Genomic DNA, 19,080 nt, shown 5'->3' on the forward strand with positions numbered 1-19,080 from the left:
CGCTACCCGTCGCGAGACGTCACACGTCGTCGAACTCGGTGACGACCGTGCGCCAGTACTCGGCGCCGTCGCGCGTGCGGTGCACGAGGCCCGCGTCGACCATCGAGCGGCGCAGCGACACCGGGTCGGCCGCCCGCTCCGCGAGGCGCTTCGTCAGCGTGAGCTCGGTGACCGGCTCGTCGAGCGGCAGCACCTGCGACGCGAGGTACCGCACGACGAGCTGTCGGTCGCGCAGCCGCTTCGGGCTGCGCACGAGGCGGCCGTCGCTGAGGAACCGCTCCGGTCCCGTTTGCTGCGGCGCGGACCCGCCCGCGAGCAGCGCCGCGAACCGACCGTGGTCCGCCCGCAGCGACCCGGCGTCGTCGCGCACGACGATCCCCGCCGCGAGCAGCGGCGCGAGCCGGCGCCGGTCGTCGGTCGTGAGGTCCGCCTCGGCGGGCGACTCGACGACGACGCGGCCGAACAGGCGCAGCCGCCCGTCGTCCGCGAGCGAGGCGACGACCTGCTTCCAGGCGTTGTCCGGGACCGGGGGCGTGCTGTCCATGACCCCGACCCTACGGCGGCCACGGAGCTGTCAGCACCGCACCGGTCCCGGGACCCGTGGAGCGCTGACACGCGCCCGGGACCAGAACGTGTCAGCACCGCACCGGTCCCCGGACCGGTGGAGCGCTGACACGCGCGCGCTCACGCGAGGTGCACGACGTCGCCCGTCCACCGGCGCCGCAGCCACCGGTCGTGCGACGCGACGACGACTGCTCCCGGCCAGTCCTCGACCGCCTCCAGGAGCTCGGTCGCGAGCGTGAGCGAGACGTGGTTCGTCGGCTCGTCGAGCAGGAGCACGTCGGGCGCCTGGGACACGAGCATCGCGATGACGACCCGGCGGCGCTGCCCGACGGACAGGTCCGCGAGCGGACGGCCCAGGTCACGTGGCGCGACGAGCCCGTGCGCGTCGACCCGTGCGTCGCGCGCGTCCTCCCCCTCCCCCACGCCCTGGACGAGCGCGAGGAGCTCGCGCGGGGTGCGGTCGTCGTCGTGCAGGTGGACGTCCTGCTCGAGGAGGCCCACCCGGACGCCGCGCGCCCGGCCCACCGTCCCGGCGTCGGGCACGAGGTCGCCCGCGAGCACGTGCAGCAGGGTCGACTTCCCGGCCCCGTTCGCGCCCGTGACCAGCAGGCGCGCGCCGCGCGCGACCTCGATCGACGGCGCGCCCGACGCGACGAGGTCGAGCCGCGCGGCCCGCTCCCCCGGCGGCACGGGACCGTCCCGGCGCACGACGACGTCCCGCGCCCACACCGCGAGGTCACCTCCCAGGGCCTCGCCGCGCGCGGACCGCGACGCCGCGGCGGGCGGCGCGAAGCGCAGGGGCGGCGGCGGCTTGCGGACCTGCTCGCGGTCGAGCGTGTCGAGGCGCAGCTGCGCGTTGCGCACGCGCCGCGAGACCTGGCTCTGGACCCGTTCGCCCTTGAAGTCGTAGAGGATCTTCGCCTGGTTGCCGCGCTCGCGGTTCTTGCTCACGTCCCGCGCGGTCACCGCCACGGCCCGACGCAGCTCCGCGAGCTCCGCCTGCTCCGCCGCGAACCGCTGCTCCCAGCGCTCGCGCTCGACGCGCTTGGCCTCCAGGTAGTCGCTGTACGTCCCTCCGTAGGCGGTGATGCCCGACGACGCGCCGTCGCCCGACGCCTCGCGGTGCGGCCCCGCCGACGGGTCGAGGTCGAGGATCTCCGTGCACACCTCGTCGAGGAACACGCGGTCGTGGCTCGCGAGCACGACGGCACCGGGCAGGGCGCGCAGCGCGGCCGCGAGGAACTCGGCGGCGCCGTCGTCGAGGTGGTTCGTCGGCTCGTCGAGCAGGAGCGCGCCGGGCTGGCGCACGAGCAGGGCTGCCAGCCCGAGACGCGTGCGCTGACCGCCGGAGAGCGTCCCGACGGGCCGGTCCGCGACGCCCTCGACGTCCAGGCCGAGCCCGGCGAGGGTCCGCGCGGCCCGCGCGTCGGCGTCCCACACGTCGGCGAGCTGAGCCCGCGTGAGGGCGGCGTCGTACGCGGCGGCGGGGTCGGGCGCACGGCCCGACGCCGCACCGGGCGCTCGCGGGTCCGCGAGCGCCGTGGCCGCCGCCTCCAGCGCGGCCTCGATCGCCCGCACCTCCGCCAACGCGTCGTCGACGACGGCACGGACCGTCGTCGACGGCGCGTACGGGAACTCCTGGTGGAGGAACCCGAGGTCGGGCGGGCGCTCGACCGTGCCGGAGTCCGGGGTGGTCGTGCCGGCGAGGACGCGCAGGAGCGTGGACTTGCCGGCGCCGTTCTCCCCGACGAGACCGGCGCGGTGGCCGGGGTCGACGGCGAGGTCGACGCCGCGCAGCACGGCGCGGCCGTCGTAGGACATGTGGACGTCGGACGCACGAAGGACGGGGTTCATGGGATCACCTGCCAAGGGGTGCCCGGGGCTCCGCGCGACGAGGCGCGGGCCGGCTACGGGCGGGGACGGACGGGCCGGTCGGGGCAGGTGAGGATCACATCGGGCACGACGCTACGCGGTACGCACGACGAGGTCACGACATTTTCCGCGCGAGGCGGCTCAGGGCGCCTCGGTGACCGCGTCGGTCGGCGACGGCGACGGGATCGCGGTCGGCGAGGACGTGGGCTCCTCCGTGGGGTCCGGGGTCGGCTCGACGGGCGGGTCCGTGGGCGGATCGGTCGGCGGGTCCGTGGGCGGATCGGTCGGCGGGTCCGTGGGCGGATCGGTCGGCGGGTCCGTCGGAGGATCGGTCGGCGGGTCCGTGGGCGGATCGGTCGGCGGGTCCGTCGGAGGCTTCGTCGGCGGATCGGTCGGCTTGGTCGGCGGGTCCGTCGGCGTCGGCGTCGGGGTGGGGGTCGGCGTCGGCTTCGGGCTCGGCGACGGCGCGGGCGCCGGAGGAACGGTGGGCTTGGGCCCGGGTGCGGGGTCCGGGGACGGGCTCGGCACGGTCGTCTCGCCCGGCGTGTACCGGTCCGGCATCGCGCCGGCACCGAAGAACTCGAAGTGCCACGGCTCGGGCTTCGACCCGTTCGGCCGGGCCCACGACGGGTTGTCCCACCCGTAGTCGGGCGCGTGCATGCGCAGCCACACGTACTCGGCGGACGTCCCGGACGGGACGTTGCCCCCGACGTCGATCGCGAGCCCCCACCCGTGCTGCGACGTGCCGGGCACCGCGGCGAGGTAGGGCTTGATGGCCTTGAGCCGCACCTGGTCCTCGTACGCCCGGTACGAGTCCGTGATCCGCAGCGCGTACCCGAACTCCTTCTCGAACTCGGCGGCCAGGGCCTCGAGCTGCTCCGCGGCGTCGCACCGCAGCGACTGGCCGGGCGCGAACGACAGGTCGCACAGGACGTTCGCGGGGATGCGCCCGTTCTCGTAGTCGGCCGTCGAGCCGGCGTACTTCGCGACGACCTCGGCGAGGCGGTCGGCGAGCGCCGACCCGGCCGGTGCACCGGTCGCCGGGTCGATGCCGTCCGCGGGGAGGACACCGACCTCGGGGAACTGGGTGGTCGTGCCGAGCAGGTCGGCGAGGTGCGTCGCGGAGACCACGACGTCGTCCAGCGAGACCGCCCCGTGGTCGTGTCCGTCCTCGTCGTGGTGGGCGTCGTCGTCCGCGTCGCCGGTGCTGTCGTCGCCCTCGGCGTCACCCTCGAGCTCGCCGGGCGCGACGCCGTCCGGCGCGGGCACGGCGTCCTCGGGGAGCACGCGCTCCCCCGAGCCGTCCGGCAGCTCCGTGCCCGACGGCGTGTCGTCCGGCCGGTCCGACGGCCCGCCCGACGGCCCGCTCGGCAGGTCGGTCGGGCTGTCGGTCGGCACGTCGGTCGGCTCGCCGGTCGGCGTCGCCGACGGCGTGCCGGTGGGCGTGGGCGCGGGCGTCGACGACGCGAGCGTCGCCGGCTCGTCGTCCGGTGCGTCCGTACCGGGTCTGACGTCCTTCGGCACCGTCGTCCCGGGGCCGTCGCCGACCGGCGCGTCCTCCGGTGGTGCCTCCTCCAGCGGGGCGTCGCCGTCCAGGCCGTCCGCGGGGGGCGCGAGCGGGTCGGGCAGGCTCGGGAGCGTGGGCTCGTCGAGCGAGGAGTCGAGGTCGAGCTCGTCGTCGGGGACGACCTGCACGGGCACGCGGCGCGCGGCGTCCTGCTGCGCGAGGTAGGTCGCGAGCAGCATCCCGAGCTCGGACCGCGCCTGCTCGATCGACGGGCTCACGACGCCCGACTCGAGCGCGTTCGCCGTCGCGAGGACCTCGATCGCACCGTCGAGCTGCTGCGACTCGTCGAGCCCGGTGCCGAGCACGCTCGTGACCGGCTCGACGGTGGTCGACACGGGGGTCGCGAAGAAGGACGCGCCCTGCTGGGGCTGGGCGCTTCCGGCGAGCGCCGCGACGAGCGTGATGCCGAGCGCGGACGAGATGAGGACCTGCGAGACGGTGCGGGCGCGGCTCGACGAGGCGGGCAGCGCGCGGTCGCCCGCGTCCTCGCTGTGCGTCTCCGTGCTCACCGTGACTCCCTCGTACGCCGGACGTGTCGCACCGTGGCGGTCCTGGTCGTGCAGGGTGATGCCCGGTCGCGCGCGTCGTCGCGCCCGGGCGCTGCGATGTCGGACCGCCGCAGTGCCTCGTCCGATTACGGTACACCGCGTCCTCACGGCCCTCACCATGTGGTCACGATCGGGCGCGAGAATCGGATCCATGAGCTCATCTGCGCGTCATCCCTGGTCAAGGTCGCGCGGCGCGGTCGCCGCCGTCGTCGTGGCGGGCTCGTTCGCGCTCACGGCGTGCGCCGACGACGGTTCCGTCTCCGTGCCGGAGTTCACCCTCACCGGCGACGGGCTGGAGCAGCTCCTCGAGGACGCCCGCTCGCAGGCGGAGACGATCGGCGACGACGTCCGCTCGCTCACCGACGACCTCGGCTCGCTGCCCGACGACGCCCGCGCCCGCGCCGAGGAGGCCGTCACCGCGGCCCAGGAGGCCGCGGACGAGGCCAGGACCGCGGTGGACGACGCGGCGTCTGCCACGGAGGCCGAGCGTGCCGAGGCCGAGCAGCGGCTCGCGGACGCGCAGGAGCGTCTGGACGCGGCGTCCGACCAGCTCGACGACGTCGTGTCGTCGCTCTCGGACGCGGACGCCGCGGTGCGCGAGTCGCTCGAGGACCTCAGCGCCCAGGTCGACGAGCTGCGCGCCGGGCTGGACTCCTCGACGTCCTGACGGGCCGCGCGGCGCCCGCGGGGACCAAGGTCCCCCCGTCGCGCGACCTTCTCCCGGCGTCCACGGCTCCTTCACGGAGTGAGATGGATACCGAGGAGCCCGGCCACAGGGACCGGGTCGACGAGAAGGGCACGACCATGACGGGGACGATCGAGCGGAACACCAACGCGCCGCTCTCGACGGTCGCGGGCACGACGCCCGAGACGCTCAGCCTCGCCGCACGTGCGAGCCGGCCTGCGCAGGTCGTGCTCGGCGTGCTGCGCATCGCCCTGGGGTTCTACTTCCTCTGGGCGTTCTTCGACAAGATGTTCGGGCTCGGCTTCGCGACGCCGGCCGAGAGGGCCTGGGTCAACGGCGGGAGCCCGACGACCGGCTTCCTCTCGGGCGTCGAGGGTCCGTTCGCCGGGTTCTTCCACGGCATGGCGGGCGCCGCCTGGGCCGACTGGCTGTTCATGGCGGGCCTGCTCGGCATCGGGCTGGCGCTGGTCCTGGGCATCGGGATGCGCATCGCCGCGGTCAGCGGCGCGCTGCTCCTGCTCTTCATGTACCTCGCGGCGCTCCCGCTGGACACGAACCCGATCATCGACGACCACATCACGATGGCGCTGACGATCGTCGCGCTCGCCCTCATCGGCGGCGGTGACGTGCTCGGTCTGGGCAAGGCCTGGAAGAACCTCCCGGTCGTCCGCCGCAACCGCTGGCTCGTGTGACGCACCGGACCGCCCGCCGCGAACGGCGGGCCACGGGGGCAGGACCCAGGACCGCGCGACGATTCTGAGGCCGTCGCAGCGCAGGCCGCCCCGGGGGGAACAGGGTGTGCGGGTGGTGGGGAGACCACCCGCACACCCTGAGTCGTGCCCTGGGAGCGCCCTCCCAGGGACGTCAGCCGAACCGGGTCAGCAGCTCCGTCGCGTCCTGGTCGCCGCCCGCAGCGGCGTCGCGCCACAGCTCCATGGCCTCCGGCACCCGCCCAGCCTTCAGGTGCAGCACGCCGAGAGCCGTGGCCGACGCCGCGTCCCCCGCGAGCGCTGCCTGCTCCAGCAGGTCCTCGGCGTCGGGACCGCGCCCCGCGCGGGCGTACAGGTCCGCCAGCGCGGGCGCTACCCGCGGCTCCCCCGCCTCGGCCCAGGACTCGAGGAGCGCGACCGCGGCATCGGGTCCGAGCACACCGGACCGTGCCTGCTCGACGGCGATCTCCCAGTCCTCGCGGGCCGTCCCGCCGGGCGGCCCGGCCGTCCTCGCGCCGAAGGGCCCGCCGGACGCGGCCCCCAGCGCGGCGAGGACCAGTGCGAGGCGCTCCGACGCGCCGTCGACGCCCTCCGCCTGCTCGTACCAGCGGCGCGCGGCGTGGAGGTCGCCACGCTCCTGCGCGACCTGCGCGGCCATGAACGCCCCGAGCGCGTCGCCCGCGAGGCCGGCGAGCTCGAAGCAGCGGAACGCCTCGGCGTCGTCGCCCGCGTCGTAGCGCGCGAGGCCGAGGCGGTAGAGCGCCCCGGGGACCTCCCGGCCGACGGCCTCCTCGTAGAACGGGACCGCGGCGTCCGGGGTGCCGAGCGCGCACAGGTCGTCGGCGATGGCGACGAGCTCGGCCGGGTCGTCCGGGTGCAGGTGGGCGACCGCGGCACGCAGGTCCGCGAGAGCGCTCTCACGGGTGGAGGGCAGGGTGGACATGGCAGCGCGTCCTTCCGTCCCCCCGCGTCGGCGTGGACGCACCCTAGCGCACCACGTTGTCGCGTGGGTCACACCCGACGCGCCGGGCGGGCGGCGCGTCCGGGCCCGTCTGGGAGACTGCACCGGTGAGCGGAGAGACCGAACTGCCGGCCGCCGTCGGGCAGCGCGTGCTGGACGCCGTGGTCGCGGTGACGAGCGACCTGGACCTCGACCAGGTGCTGCAGCGCATCGTCCGGGCCACCATGGACCTGACCGGGGCGCGCTACGGCGCGCTCGGCGTGCTGGACCCCTCGGGGCGCGAGCGGCTCGCGCGGTTCGTCCCGCTCGGGCTCACCGACGACGAGGTCGCGGCGATCGACCACTGGCCGCACGGCGAGGGCCTGCTCGGCGAGCTCATCGACCACCCGGAGCCGATCCGCGTCCCGGAGATCGCGGACGACGTGCGCTCGGCCGGCTTCCCCGAGGGCCATCCCCCGATGCACACGTTCCTCGGCGTGCCCGTGCGGGTGCGGGACACGGTGTTCGGCAACCTGTACCTCACCGACAAGGCGGGCGGGGAGCCGTTCACCGCGCAGGACGAGGCGGCCGTCGTGGCGCTCGCCGCGGCGGCGGGTGTCGCGATCGAGAACGCGCGCCTCTACGGGAGGGCGAAGCAGGTCGGCGTCCTCGAGGACCGCGACCGCATCGCGCGCGACCTGCACGACGTCGTCATCCAGCGCCTCTTCGCGTCCGCGATGTCGCTCATGAGCGTGCAGCCTCTCGTCGCCGACCCGACGGCGCGCACGCGCATCGAGGAGACCGTCGCCGACCTCGACGACACGATCCGGCAGATCCGCTCGACGATCTTCGCGCTGCACACCGCCGCCGACCCCGACGCGCCGTCCATCGAGGACCGCCTGCGCGCCCAGGCCGCGGCGGCGACGACGGTGCTCGGGTTCGCGCCCGACGTCCAGGTGGAGGTCGCGGGCGAGCGCTCCGGCGCCGGCGTGACCGACGGCGCCCCGAGCATGCCGGCCGAGGTCGCCGACCAGCTCGTCGTCGTGCTGGGCGAGGCGCTGACCAACGTCGCGCGGCACGCGGGGGCGAGCGCCGTCGTCGTGCACCTCGGCGTGACCGCGCACGAGGCGCGCCTGACCGTCACCGACGACGGCGTCGGCATCCGCGAGGGCGGACGCCGCTCCGGGCTGCGCAACATGGACGCGCGGGCGTCCGCGCTCGGGGGCGGCTGCACCGTCACGGCGCTGCCCGACGGCGGCACGCGGCTCGAGTGGTGGGCTCCCCTCGGGTAGTCGCCGGGCTCAGAGCGTGCGGTGCATGACGTGCAGGCCCACGAGCCCGTGCGCCGGATGGTCGAACGCCTCGGGGACGGTCGCGAGGACCGTGAAGCCCACGGACTCCCAGAGGCGCACGGCGCGCTCGTTGGTCTCGACCACGGCGTTGAACTGCATCGCGCGATAGCCGTCGGCGCGGGCGCCGTCGAGCACCGCGCGGGCCAGCGCTCTCCCGACGCCGCGACCCGCGGCGTCCGGCCCGACGACGAAGCTCGCGTTCGCGACGTGGGCGCCCGCGCCCGGGTGGTTGGGCAGGTACTTCGCGGTGCCGAGGACCTGGCCGGCGTCGTCGACCGCGACGAGGACCCGCGCGCCGGGCGACCCCGTCCAGGCCGAGCGGGCGTCGTCCTCGGTGATGTCGCGCGGGTACGTGTACGTCTCACCGGCGCGGAAGGCCGGTTCCAGGACGCGCCAGATCCCGGGCCAGTCGGCGGAGGTGGCGTCGCGGACCGGTACGGGGCGCGCTGTGCTGGTCACCCGTCGAGGCTAGCCGGACCGTCAGGCCGATCGTGCGATGCGGCGGCCCGTGACGATGCGCGGCACGACCTTGATGACGCGGTCGCGCTCCCCCGGCACGAACGTGACGAGCGGCAGGGAGAGCAGGCGCGCGCGCTCGTCCGGGTCCGTCACCTCGTACGTGCGGCCGACGAGGACGACGGACCAGCCCGAGCGGGCCTCGGCGTCGAACCAGTCGGCCTCGAACGCCACGACGGCGCGGCTCGTCGCGACCGCGAGCTTCGACCCCTCGCCCGTGCGGAAGACGATGTCGGGGCCGTCGAGCACGAAGTTGACCGGCTGGATCGCGGGCAGGGCGTGGTCGGTGAAGACGATGCGTCCCACGGGCACCGTCGCGAGGAGGGCGTAGCTCTCCTCCGGCGCGAGCTCCGTGAGCCCGGCCGAGGCGAGCCCGCCGCGGGTACCGGTGATCGTCATGTCACCATCGTCGCGCCGCGGTGTCAGATCCGTGAGTGCCGAAGGTCCCGACGACGAGCGGTCGCCGGCCCCGGGGACGACGGGTCCGGCGCCGTGAGGGCCGGCGCCCTCAGGGCCGGGCCGGTCAGGGACGGGGCCGGTGCCCACCGGGAGCCCCGCCCGCCGAGCCCGCTGCTCCGGTGGCGCCACCACGCCCCTCGTCGGTGCGGATCTCCGTCGCGAGCACGGCCACCTGGGTGCGGCGCTGGAGGCCGAGCGTCGCGAGCACGTGCGACACGTAGTTCTTCACCGTCTTCTCGGCGAGGTAGAGGCGCTGGCCGATCTCCCGGTTCGTCAGGCCCTCGCCGATGAGCGCGACGATCTGGCGCTCCTGCTGCGAGAGCCCCTCGAGCCGGTCGGGGGTCTCGTCCGCAGCGTGCCGCAGCCGCTCGAGGACGCGCGCGGTGCTCGACGGGTCCAGGAGCGAGCCGCCCGCGGCGACCGTCCGGACGGCGCCCACGAGGTCGGAGCCGTGGATCTGCTTGAGCACGTAGCCCGAGGCTCCGGCGAGCACGGCCTGGAACAACGCCTCGTCGTCGGCGAACGACGTGAGCATGAGGCAGCCGATGTCCGGGAGCTCCGAGCGCACCTCGCGGCACACCTCGACGCCCGAGCCGTCGGGCAGGCGCACGTCGAGGATCGCGACGTCAGGGCGCGTGGCGCGGATGCGGGGCAGCGCGGATGCGGCGGTGCCGGCCTCGCCGACGACCGTGATGTCGCCGGCCGCCTCGAGCAGGGCGGCGACGCCGCGGCGGACCACCTCGTGGTCGTCGAGCAGGAACACGCGGATCGGGTGGGGAGAGCCCATGTCCCTCAACGTAGCCGCTCGGGAACGCGTTCTCGCGTCGGAGCGGGCCCGCGACGCGAGGTCGGGACCTTGGTCCCCGTGCGCGGGGCCGTCCGGCCGCGAGCGGGGGCCGGGAGACCTGCGTCGGCGCCGCTCGGCGGGAGATATCCAGGAGAGGACGGGACGTTCCCGTCACGGAGGGCGAGGTGAGGACGATGAGCAGGGACGCGACGGACGTGGGACGCGGGCCGGTGGTGCTGGTCGGCGTCGACGGCAGCACGACGAGCGGGCGGGCGCTCGACGTCGCGGTCCGTGAGGCTGCCCGCCGCGGCGCGACGCTGCGTGTCGTGCACGTCGCGTACGTACCCGTCGTGTCGTCCCCGTTCGTGGGCGGCGTCTACTACCCGACGGTCGACGAGGTCGACGCCATCGCCCGGCCCATCCTCGACGCCGCCGTGGACCGCGCCGCGCGCGTCGACCCGGCGGTGCGCGTGCAGACGGTCCTGCGATCCGGCACGCCGAGCGAGGTGCTGCTCGACGCCGCGAAGGACGCCGACCTCGTCGTGGTCGGGACGCGCGGCCTCGGCTCCGTCGGGTCCGCGTTCTTCGGCTCCGTCTCGACGCGGCTCGCGGCCCGCAGCCCGGCCCCCGTGATCGTGGTGCCGCCCGTCGACGCGTGCCGGCACCGGACGGCGGACGTCGTGGTGGGGGTCGACGGTTCCGTGCACGGCGACGCCGCGCTGCGCTTCGCGCTCGACGAGGCGGCCGCGACGGGCGGGCGCGTGGTGGCGGTGTCCGCGTGGCGCCTGCCCCCGAACCTGCTGACCGACGAGGCCTTCGCGTTCGACACCCAGGCGGAGCGCGACGCGCGACGGGCCGCGGCACGCACCGTCGAGGCGGCGCTCGCGCGCGTGCGCACCACCGAGCACGACGGCGTGGGCGTCGAGACGTTCGTCGTCGAAGGGCGGCCCGGCGTCGCGCTCCACGAGGCCGGCCGGAGCGCGGCGCTCACGGTCGTCGGGTCCCGCGGGCGCGGCGACGTGCAGGGCATGCTGCTCGGCTCGGTGAGCCAGGACGTGCTCCACCACGCCGACGGCCCCGTCGCCGTCGTGCACGCGGCCAAGCCCTGACCCTGCCGAGCACGACCTGAGGGTCGTGATCCGGCGGACGGCGACCTCCAGGTCGTGCTCGACAGCGAGCGGGGTCGGGGTCGACGGCGAGCGTGGTCGGGGTCCCGACGGTCGGGACGGTCGTGGTCGCGCTAGCGTCGGACCTGTGACCAGCGCCGCGCAGCCGTCGTCGCACGACCCCTCGTGGCCCCGCGCCGGCGACTGGCCTGGCCCGACGGGGGCCGCCGTCGACGTCGCGCTGCTCGGCGTCCCGGCGTGGCGCACGTCGCTCTCCCCCACGGGCGCGCACGCCACGCCCGCCGCGGTCCGCGACGCGCTGCGCCGGTTCAGCCCTGCGCTCGTCCCCGACCGCCCCCTGACGGACGGCGGTCCCTCCGCGCGCGTGCGTCCGGCCGGGACGCGGGCCGGAACGGGCCCGGTCGGGCCGGTCGACCTCGCGGAGCTCGCGCTCGCGGATCACGAGGACGTCGACGAGCCGGACGGTCCGGAGGGCGAGGCCCGGACCCGTGCCGCGGTGGGTGCGGCGCTCGCGCACGCCCGGCTGCTCGTCGCTCTCGGCGGCGACAACTCCGTGACGGTCGCGACGGCGCTCGGCGCGTGGGGCGACGATCTCGCCACCGCGGGGCTCGTCACGTTCGACGCCCACCACGACCTGCGCGACGGCGTCTCCAACGGGTCGCCCGTGCGGCGGCTCGTCGAGGCGGGTCTCGACCCGGCCCGGGTCGTCCAGGTCGGGATCGCGGACTTCGCGAACTCCGCCGCGTACGCGCGGCGCGCGGCGGAGCTGGGGATCACGGTCGTGCACGTGGACGAGGTGCGCCGGCGCGGGCCGTGGGACGTCGTGCGCGCCGCGCTGACCGTCGCGGGCGCCGCGGGCGGCCCGGTGCACGTGGACGTCGACGTCGACGTGTGCGACCGGTCGGTCGCGCCCGGGTGCCCCGCGAGCGTGCCGGGCGGGCTCGCGGCGTGGGAGCTGCGGGCGCTCGTCCGCGAGGCGGTGCGCGACGAGCGCGTGCGGTCGCTCGACGTCGTCGAGGTCGACGCGACCGCCGACGCCCCGGACGGCCGGACGGTACGCCTCGCCGCGCTGTGCGTCCTGGAGTCGCTCGCCGGTCTCGCGCTGCGCCCCGGCGCTCCGGGAGCCCGCGCCGTCTGACACCGTCGCGGTACGGACGACCTCAGCCTCACGACGGAGTGCCCCGGTCCCGCGACGGAGCACCCCGGTCGTGGACCGGCGAACTACCCCGCGGTGCCGGGGTTCCCTCCGAGCGCGACGCGGACGCCGTCCTTCCAGACGGCCGCGACGAGCGGGACTCCCGGCCGGTACGCGAGGTGGACCCGGCTCGGCGCGTCGAGCAGCACGAGGTCGGCCCGCGCGCCCGGGGCGAGCACGCCGACGTCGTCACGCCGCAGCGCGAGCGCCCCGCCCGCGGTCGCGGCCCACACCGCCTCCGCGACGGTCATGCCGGTCTCGTGCACCGCGAGCGCCACGCACAGCGCCATGGACGACGTGTAGCTCGATCCCGGGTTGCAGTCGCTCGCGAGCGCGACGACGGCGCCCGCGTCGAGCAGCCGGCGCGCGTCCGGATAGGGCCGGCGCGTGGAGAGCTCGACTCCCGGCAGCAGCGTCGCGACGGTGCCGCTCCCTGCGGCCGCTCGGCGTGCCGCCGCCGCGCCGCCCGACCACGAGCCCGCGAGCGCCTCGACGTCCGCGTCGGTGAGGTACGTGCAGTGGTCGACCGCCGCGGCGCCGAGCCCGACGGCGAGCCGCACGCCGTCGCCGGGACCGAGCTGGCCGGCGTGCACGCGCACGCCGAGCCCTGCCGCGGCGCCCGCCTCGAGGACGCGTCGGGTCTGCTCGGGCGTGAACGCGCCCGTCTCGCAGAACGCGTCGACCCACCGGGCGTACGGCGCGCACGCGGCGAGCATGTCACCGCACACCAGGTCGACGTACTCCTCGGGCCGGCCCGCGTGCTCGCGCGGGACGACGTGCGCCCCGAGGAACGTCACCTCGTCGGCGACCTCGCGCGCGAGGCGGACCGACCGTTCCTCGTCCGCGACGGTGAGGCCGTAGCCGCTCTTGACCTCGACGGTCGTCGTGCCCTGCCCGAGCGCCTCGCGGACGTGCCGTGCGAGGTTCGCCCGCAGCGCGTCGTCGGACGCCGCGCGCGTCGCGGCGACGGTCGACCGGATCCCCCCGGCCTCGTAGGGCCGCCCGGCCATCCGGGCCTCGAACTCCGCCGCGCGGTCCCCGGCGAACACGAGGTGGGTGTGCGAGTCGACGAAGCCGGGGATCGCGGCCCGGCCGTGCGCGTCGACCGTCCGGTCCGGTTCCCGCCCTGCCAGCGCGTGCCCGACGCCGTCCCTCGCCTCGCGCGCGGGCCCCGCCCAGGCGACGCGGTCGCCGGCGAGCAGCACGACGGCGTCCGTCACTAGTCCGGTCGGGTCGCCGTCGCGCGTCCCCGGGCCGCCGGGGACGTTGGTCGTGAGCTCGGCGACCCCCGTGACGAGCGTCGCCCGACCCGCCGGAGGGTGGGCCATCACGACTCCCGCATCGGGACGCGCAGGCCGCCGCGCTCGGCGGCGTCCGTGGCGTCGTCGTACCCGGCGTCGACGTGCCGCAGGACGCCGAGGCCCGGGTCGTTCGCCAGCACGCGCGCGAGCTTCGCCGCCGCGAGGGGCGTGCCGTCCGCGACCGACACCTGGCCCGCGTGGATCGACCGGCCCATCCCCACGCCGCCGCCGTGGTGGATCGACACCCACGTCGCGCCCGACGACGCGGCGGTCAGCGCGTTGAGCAGCGGCCAGTCGGCGATCGCGTCGGAGCCGTCGGCCATCGCCTCCGTCTCGCGGTACGGCGACGCGACCGACCCGGCGTCGAGGTGGTCACGCCCGATGACGACGGGCGCGCGGACCTCGCCCGACGCGACGAGCTCGTTGAACCGCAGGCCCGCCCGGTCGCGCTCGCCGTGCCCGAGCCAGCAGATGCGGGCGGGCAGGCCCTGGAACGCGACCCGCTCCTGCGCGGCGCGGATCCAGCGGTGCAGGTGGTCGTCGTCGAACAGGTCGAGCACGGCCGCGTCGGTCGCGGCGATGTCGCGCGGGTCGCCGGACAGCGCCGCCCACCGGAACGGCCCCTTCCCCTGCGCGAACAGCGGGCGGATGTACGCGGGCACGAAGCCGGGGAACGCGAACGCCCGGTCGTACCCGCCGTGGCGCGCCTCGTCGCGGATCGAGTTGCCGTAGTCGAACACCTCCGCGCCCGCGTCGAGGAACCCCACCATCCCCTCGACGTGCCGGGCCATCGACTCCCGCGCCCGCGCGGTGAAGCCCTCGGGGTCCCGTGCGGCGGCGTCGGCCCACTCGTCGACGGGCACCCCGAGCGGCAGGTACGCGAGCGGGTCGTGCGCCGACGTCTGGTCCGTCACGACGTCGACCTCCACGCCCCGGCGCAGCAGCTCGGGCACGACGTGCGCGCTGTTGCCCACGACGCCCACCGACAACGCCCGACGCTCGCGGCGCGCGTCCTCGACGAGCCGCACCGCGATGTCGAGATCGTCCGCGACCTGGTCGAGGTACCGCTCCCGGACCCGGCGCTCGAGGCGCGACCGGTCGACGTCGACCACGAGGCACGCGCCCCCGTTGAGCGTCACCGCGAGCGGCTGCGCCCCGCCCATCCCGCCGCACCCGCCCGTGAGCGTGAGCGTCCCGGCGAGCGTGCCGCCGAACCGTTGCGCGGCCACGGCAGCGAGCGTCTCGTACGTGCCCTGGAGGATGCCCTGGGCGCCGATGTAGATCCACGACCCGGCCGTCATCTGGCCGTACGTCGTCAGGCCCATCGCCTCGAGCCGCCGGAACTCGGGCCACGTCGCCCAGTCGCCCACGAGGTTGCTGTTCGCGAGCAGCACGCGCGGCGCCCACTCGTGCGTCCGCAGCACCCCGACGGGCTTGCCGGACTGGACGAGGAGGGTCTCGTCGTCGGCCAGGGTCCTGAGCGTGCGGACGATCGCGTGGTAGCTCGGCCAGTCGCGCGCCGCGCGGCCCGTCCCGCCGTAGACGACGAGGTCGTCCGGACGCTCCGCGACCTCGGGGTCGAGGTTGTTCATGAGCATGCGCAGCGGCGCCTCCGTCTGCCACGAGCGCGCGGTCAGCGTCGTGCCGCGCGGTGCTCGGACGGGGACGGGCGTACCGAGGTCGTGCGCGGGGCGCTGAGTCTGGGGATGGGTCTGCGGCGGTCTCATCGGGGGTCGCTCCTCTCGCTGCGCGGGTTCAGGCCAGGTGCCCGACGGCGTCGCTCGCCACCGCGACCACGTCGCCCCGGGTGACGAGCCGGGTGACGGCCTCGATCTCGGGCGACAGGTAGCGGTCGGGGCCCGGGCCGTCGGCGACGCTGCGCACGAGGTCGCGCACGGCGCCGGTGCCGCGAGCGGGCGCGATCACCCCCCGCGAGTTGTCAGCACTGGCCCGGCCCAGGGGCCCGTCGGGCGCTGGCAACGCGCCGCGCCCAGAGCTGTCAGCCGCCGGCCGGTCTACGGACCCGTGGGGCGCTGACAGCTCGGGCGCGCAGCGCAGGTCGAGCGCGCGCGTCGCCGTCAGCAGCTCGATCGCCAGCACCTGCGCGAGCCCGTCGAGCGCGCGCCGCAGCTTGCGCGCCGCGGCCCAGCCCATCGACACGTGGTCCTCCTGCATCGCCGACGACGGGATCGAGTCCACGCTCGCCGGCACCGCGAGCCGCTTGAGCTCCGACACGATCCCCGCGGCCGTGTACTGCGCGATCATCAGGCCGGAGTCGACGCCCGGGTCGTCCGCGAGGAACGGCGGCAGGCCCTCGTTGCGGGCCTTGTCGAGGAACCGGTCGGTGCGGCGCTCGCTGATGCTCGCGACGTCGGCCACGGCGACCGCGAGGAAGTCGAGCACGTACCCCACCGGCGCGCCGTGGAAGTTGCCGTTGGACTCGACCCGGCCGTCGACGGTGACGACGGGGTTGTCGATCGCCGCGGCGAGCTCGCGACCCGCGACGGTCGCGGCGTGGTCGAGCGTGTCGCGCGCCGCACCGTGGACCTGCGGCGCGCAGCGCAACGAGTAGGCGTCCTGGACGCGCGTGCACTCGGGCCGGCCGTGCGCGTCGAGCGTTCGGTGGCTCGCGACCACCGGCGACCCCGCCAGCATCGACCGCAGGTTCGCGGCCGACGCCGCCTGGCCCGGGTGCGGACGCAGCGCCACGAGATCCTCGGCGAACGGGGCGTCGGAACCGAGGAGCGCCTCGACGCTCACGGCGGCCGCGACGTCCGCCGTCCGGAGCAGCGAGCGCAGGTCGTGGAGCGCGAGGCACAGCATGCCGAGCATGCCGTCCGTGCCGTTGAGGAGTGCGAGGCCCTCCTTCTCGCGCAGGACGAGGGGCAGGATCCCGGCGTCCGCGAGGGCCTCGCGCGACGGCCGCAGCATGCCACCCGCGTCGCGCGCCTCGCCCTCGCCCAGCGCCGCGAGCGCGACGTGCGCGAGCGGCGCGAGGTCGCCCGAGCAGCCGAGGGACCCGAACTCGCGGACCACCGGCGTGACGTGGGCGTCCAGCATCGCGGCGTACGTCGTCGCGACGACCGGCCGCGCACCGGTGCGACCCGTCGCGAGCGTCGCGAGGCGCAGGAGCTGCAGCGCGCGCACGACCTCCGTCTCGACCTCCGGGCCCGAACCGGCGGCGTGGGAGCGCACGAGGCTCGTCTGGAGCTGCGCGCGCCGCTCGACCGGGATGTGCCGCCGGGCGAGCGCACCGAAGCCGGTCGAGACGCCGTAGTGCGGACGGTCGTCGTCGGCGAGCGCGTCGACGACCGCGCGGCTCGCGGCCATCGCGTCGAGCGCGACGTCGGCCACGCGGACGCCCGCGCCGTGCCGCGCGACCGCGACGACGTCGTCGACCGACAGCGGCCGCTCCCCCACGACGACCGGCTGCTCGCCAAGGTCTGCCACCGGGGTGCGGTCGCCCGCCGAGGCGCCGGGCGGCGCCGGGCGCGGGGTGTGCGTCGTTGCCATACGACCAGGACACACCGGCCGCTGCGCTCTCGACAGGGCCCCGTACGAGGTTCAGTCTGGGATCCCAGACACCCCGAGGAGGCGACCATCGCCGACGTCCCGGCCGCGCGCGGCGCCGTGCGCGTGCTCGCCTACCTCGCCGCCCAGGCCGGACCGTCGCCCGCGGCCGCGGTGGCGCAGCACCTCGGGCTGCCCCGCTCGACGGTGTACCACCTGCTGTCGGTCCTCGTGGAGGAGGGTTTCGTGACCCACCTGCCCGAGGAGCACCGGTACGGGCTGGGCACGGCGTCTCTCGCCCTCGGGTCCGCGTACGCGCGCCAGGCGCCGCTCGCGCGCCTCGCCCGCCCGGTGGTCGGCCGCCTCGTCGAGTCGACCGGCGAGAGCGCCCACCTCGCGGTGCTGAACGGCCGGGAGGTGCTCTACCTCGTGGAGCAGCGGGCACCGCGCCGGCCCGCGCTCGTGACCGACGTCGACGTCCGCCTGCCCGCGCACCTCACCGCGAGCGGGCGCGCCGTGCTCGCGCGGCTGCCCGCCGCCCAGGTCCGTGCCCTGTTCCCTGGCCCGTCGGCGTTCGCCGACCGGACCGGCGTCGGCCCGCAGTCCCTGCGCGCGCTGCGCGACGTGCTGCGCGAGGTCCGCGCGCGCGGCTGGGCGACGGAGGACGGCGAGGTCTCCCCCGGTCTCGCGTCGGTCGCCCGGGCGGCCGTGGACCACACGGGCTCGCCCGTCGCGGGCATCGCGCTCACGTTCGTGTCCGACGACGTCCCGCCGGCCCGGCGCGCGGAGCTCGCCGACGCGGTGGGTCGGGCCGCGAGCGAGATCAGCCGCCGCCTCGGCGCCCGCACCCCGCTCCCGCCGAGAGAGAGCCCTGGCCGCCGAGGTAGAACCGCGGTCCGCGAGGTAGAGCCGTGGTCCGCGATAGAGCCCTGGTCCGCGAAGTAGAACCGAGGTCGGTGACGTAGAGCTCTCCTTCGGCGACCAGGGCTGTGTCTCGCGGTGACCACAGACACGGCGAGACGACGCCGGGAGGGGCGGGTGGGGGCGCCGCGTCGTGGGGTCGGGCCTGGCGGGAGCGCCGCGAGGAACGAGCAGCGCGGATGGGAGACGCGGCGCCCCCACCCACCCCGACCACACAACGCAACCACCCGCCGTCGGGCACCAAGAACTAGGACGTGTCTCCCAAACGGACTTGGGCACCACTCGTCGGCGTTCCCCGCGTGTCACCACCGTCCTCATCCGAGTCGGACGTGGGCTCGGCGTTCAATGTCCGGATGACCGCTCACGACGTAGCCCGCGCCCTGCCGGAGATCTCGTTGCTCCGTGACCGGTGTCGCGTGTTGGCGACCCTGGACGCCGTGATGAGCCCGGAGTGGGACTGGCGGTACTTCTCGTTCGACTCGCGCTGGGCGCCGGGTGAGGACATGGCGTCCATGCGTAACGGATCGGGCGATGAGTGGTCGATCGTCTTCTCGTCAGCCGGGGGCTTCGTCCGCGGGTTCGACCACGAATCGGACATGAGCCCGTACGCCAACGACGGGAAGTTGTGGCCCGGACTCGTCGATAAGGTGCCACCGGTCTTCACTGCCCATCTCACCGAGCCGGCGTTTTGTGACGGCGCGACGTTGCTGGCCACGGTATGCCTGTGGCGCCAAGTCGAGGACGACGGCTGGCGCGCCGGCGACATGAGTTTCCCACCCGGCGACGATCCTGACGGCGCGAACTGGCTCCTCGAGATGCTGGTGCGCTACTCCCCCGAGGCCTATGAGCGATTCGCCGAGGACTACTACGAGGCAGACGTCGACTCGAGCGCCGTCAGCGCGATCTTCGCTCTCGAGCCCCTTACTCAGGACCTCGTGCAGCGCCTCAACCCCGATGCCGACATGGAGACGCTGGCGGACGACCTTGCACAGATCGGGTACCCACGACTCTGATGAAACCTGAGCC

Annotated in this window: 17 protein-coding genes; 7 read left to right on the forward strand and 10 right to left on the reverse strand. The window is 75.7% G+C overall.

Features of this window, described 5'->3' with window-relative positions; all coding sequences use genetic code 11:
* Positions 1 to 19: 19 nt before the first annotated feature.
* The 3 genes from V5D56_RS02440 to V5D56_RS02450 form a co-directional block, all read right to left on the reverse strand.
* The gene (locus tag V5D56_RS02440; protein ID WP_435737477.1) at positions 20 to 544 is read right to left on the reverse strand and encodes a DUF2087 domain-containing protein; all 525 of its coding nucleotides are present in this window, start codon (positions 542 to 544) and stop codon (positions 20 to 22) included.
* A 140-nt stretch (positions 545 to 684) separates the two neighbouring features.
* On the reverse strand, positions 685 to 2,418 hold the full coding sequence (locus V5D56_RS02445; protein ID WP_435737478.1) for an ABC-F family ATP-binding cassette domain-containing protein: 1,734 nt from the start codon (positions 2,416 to 2,418) through the stop codon (positions 685 to 687).
* 159 nt (positions 2,419 to 2,577) lie between these two features.
* Complete coding sequence (locus V5D56_RS02450) at positions 2,578 to 4,512, reverse strand: D-alanyl-D-alanine carboxypeptidase family protein (protein WP_435737479.1); 1,935 nt, start codon at positions 4,510 to 4,512, stop codon at positions 2,578 to 2,580.
* A gap of 190 nt (positions 4,513 to 4,702) precedes the next feature.
* Here V5D56_RS02450 and V5D56_RS02455 point away from each other — a divergent pair, with 190 nt between their 5' ends.
* Positions 4,703 to 5,218 carry a hypothetical protein gene (locus tag V5D56_RS02455; RefSeq protein WP_435737480.1) on the forward strand — a complete coding sequence of 172 codons (516 nt, stop codon included), beginning with the start codon at positions 4,703 to 4,705 and terminating at the stop codon, positions 5,216 to 5,218.
* Positions 5,219 to 5,301: 83 nt separating this feature from the next.
* Positions 5,302 to 5,928 (forward strand): DoxX family protein, encoded by a 627-nt coding sequence (locus V5D56_RS02460; RefSeq protein WP_435737481.1) that lies wholly within the window; start codon positions 5,302 to 5,304, stop codon positions 5,926 to 5,928.
* A gap of 172 nt (positions 5,929 to 6,100) precedes the next feature.
* Here V5D56_RS02460 and V5D56_RS02465 read toward each other — a convergent pair whose 3' ends face one another.
* Complete coding sequence (locus V5D56_RS02465) at positions 6,101 to 6,889, reverse strand: tetratricopeptide repeat protein (protein WP_435737482.1); 789 nt, start codon at positions 6,887 to 6,889, stop codon at positions 6,101 to 6,103.
* 125 nt (positions 6,890 to 7,014) lie between these two features.
* On the opposite strand from V5D56_RS02465, the gene V5D56_RS02470 reads away from it, so the two are divergent.
* Positions 7,015 to 8,178 carry a GAF domain-containing sensor histidine kinase gene (locus tag V5D56_RS02470; protein WP_435737483.1) on the forward strand — a complete coding sequence of 388 codons (1,164 nt, stop codon included), beginning with the start codon at positions 7,015 to 7,017 and terminating at the stop codon, positions 8,176 to 8,178.
* Positions 8,179 to 8,187: 9 nt separating this feature from the next.
* On the opposite strand, the gene V5D56_RS02475 is transcribed toward V5D56_RS02470, so the two are convergent.
* The 3 genes from V5D56_RS02475 to V5D56_RS02485 form a co-directional block, all read right to left on the reverse strand.
* A complete protein-coding gene (locus tag V5D56_RS02475) occupies positions 8,188 to 8,697 on the reverse strand; it encodes an N-acetyltransferase family protein (RefSeq protein WP_435737484.1) in 510 nt (169 codons plus the stop codon).
* 21 nt (positions 8,698 to 8,718) lie between these two features.
* The gene (locus tag V5D56_RS02480; RefSeq protein ID WP_435737485.1) at positions 8,719 to 9,153 is read right to left on the reverse strand and encodes a pyridoxamine 5'-phosphate oxidase family protein; all 435 of its coding nucleotides are present in this window, start codon (positions 9,151 to 9,153) and stop codon (positions 8,719 to 8,721) included.
* Between the two features lie 124 nt (positions 9,154 to 9,277).
* Complete coding sequence (locus V5D56_RS02485) at positions 9,278 to 10,000, reverse strand: response regulator transcription factor (protein WP_435737486.1); 723 nt, start codon at positions 9,998 to 10,000, stop codon at positions 9,278 to 9,280.
* A 194-nt stretch (positions 10,001 to 10,194) separates the two neighbouring features.
* Between V5D56_RS02485 and V5D56_RS02490 the strand changes: the two genes are divergently transcribed.
* Both V5D56_RS02490 and V5D56_RS02495 read left to right on the forward strand, forming a co-directional pair.
* On the forward strand, positions 10,195 to 11,109 hold the full coding sequence (locus V5D56_RS02490) for a universal stress protein (protein WP_435737487.1): 915 nt from the start codon (positions 10,195 to 10,197) through the stop codon (positions 11,107 to 11,109).
* A gap of 145 nt (positions 11,110 to 11,254) precedes the next feature.
* A complete protein-coding gene (locus V5D56_RS02495) occupies positions 11,255 to 12,265 on the forward strand; it encodes an arginase family protein (RefSeq protein ID WP_435737488.1) in 1,011 nt (336 codons plus the stop codon).
* 83 nt (positions 12,266 to 12,348) lie between these two features.
* Here the strand turns inward: V5D56_RS02495 and hutI are convergent, their stop codons facing one another.
* From hutI to hutH, 3 genes are read right to left on the reverse strand one after another with little or no spacing between them, the layout of a single operon-like run.
* A complete protein-coding gene (hutI, locus tag V5D56_RS02500) occupies positions 12,349 to 13,650 on the reverse strand; it encodes an imidazolonepropionase (RefSeq protein ID WP_435737489.1) in 1,302 nt (433 codons plus the stop codon).
* Positions 13,650 to 15,350: a urocanate hydratase gene (locus tag V5D56_RS02505; protein ID WP_435737490.1), complete on the reverse strand. Its 1,701-nt coding sequence runs from the start codon at positions 15,348 to 15,350 to the stop codon at positions 13,650 to 13,652. The genes hutI and V5D56_RS02505 overlap by 1 nt, the downstream gene beginning before the upstream one ends.
* Before the next feature lie 28 nt (positions 15,351 to 15,378).
* Positions 15,379 to 17,136, reverse strand: coding sequence for a histidine ammonia-lyase (gene hutH, locus V5D56_RS02510; RefSeq protein ID WP_435737491.1), 1,758 nt, complete (start codon positions 17,134 to 17,136; stop codon positions 15,379 to 15,381).
* A 117-nt stretch (positions 17,137 to 17,253) separates the two neighbouring features.
* Here hutH and V5D56_RS02515 point away from each other — a divergent pair, with 117 nt between their 5' ends.
* Both V5D56_RS02515 and V5D56_RS02520 read left to right on the forward strand, forming a co-directional pair.
* Positions 17,254 to 18,078 (forward strand): IclR family transcriptional regulator, encoded by an 825-nt coding sequence (locus V5D56_RS02515; protein ID WP_435737492.1) that lies wholly within the window; start codon positions 17,254 to 17,256, stop codon positions 18,076 to 18,078.
* A gap of 329 nt (positions 18,079 to 18,407) precedes the next feature.
* The gene (locus V5D56_RS02520; protein ID WP_435737493.1) at positions 18,408 to 19,067 is read left to right on the forward strand and encodes a hypothetical protein; all 660 of its coding nucleotides are present in this window, start codon (positions 18,408 to 18,410) and stop codon (positions 19,065 to 19,067) included.
* Positions 19,068 to 19,080: the final 13 nt, after the last annotated feature.

The organism is Cellulosimicrobium sp. PMB13 (assembly GCF_051294865.1).
In the GTDB taxonomy this organism is placed as follows: Bacteria; Actinomycetota; Actinomycetes; order Actinomycetales; family Cellulomonadaceae; genus Cellulosimicrobium.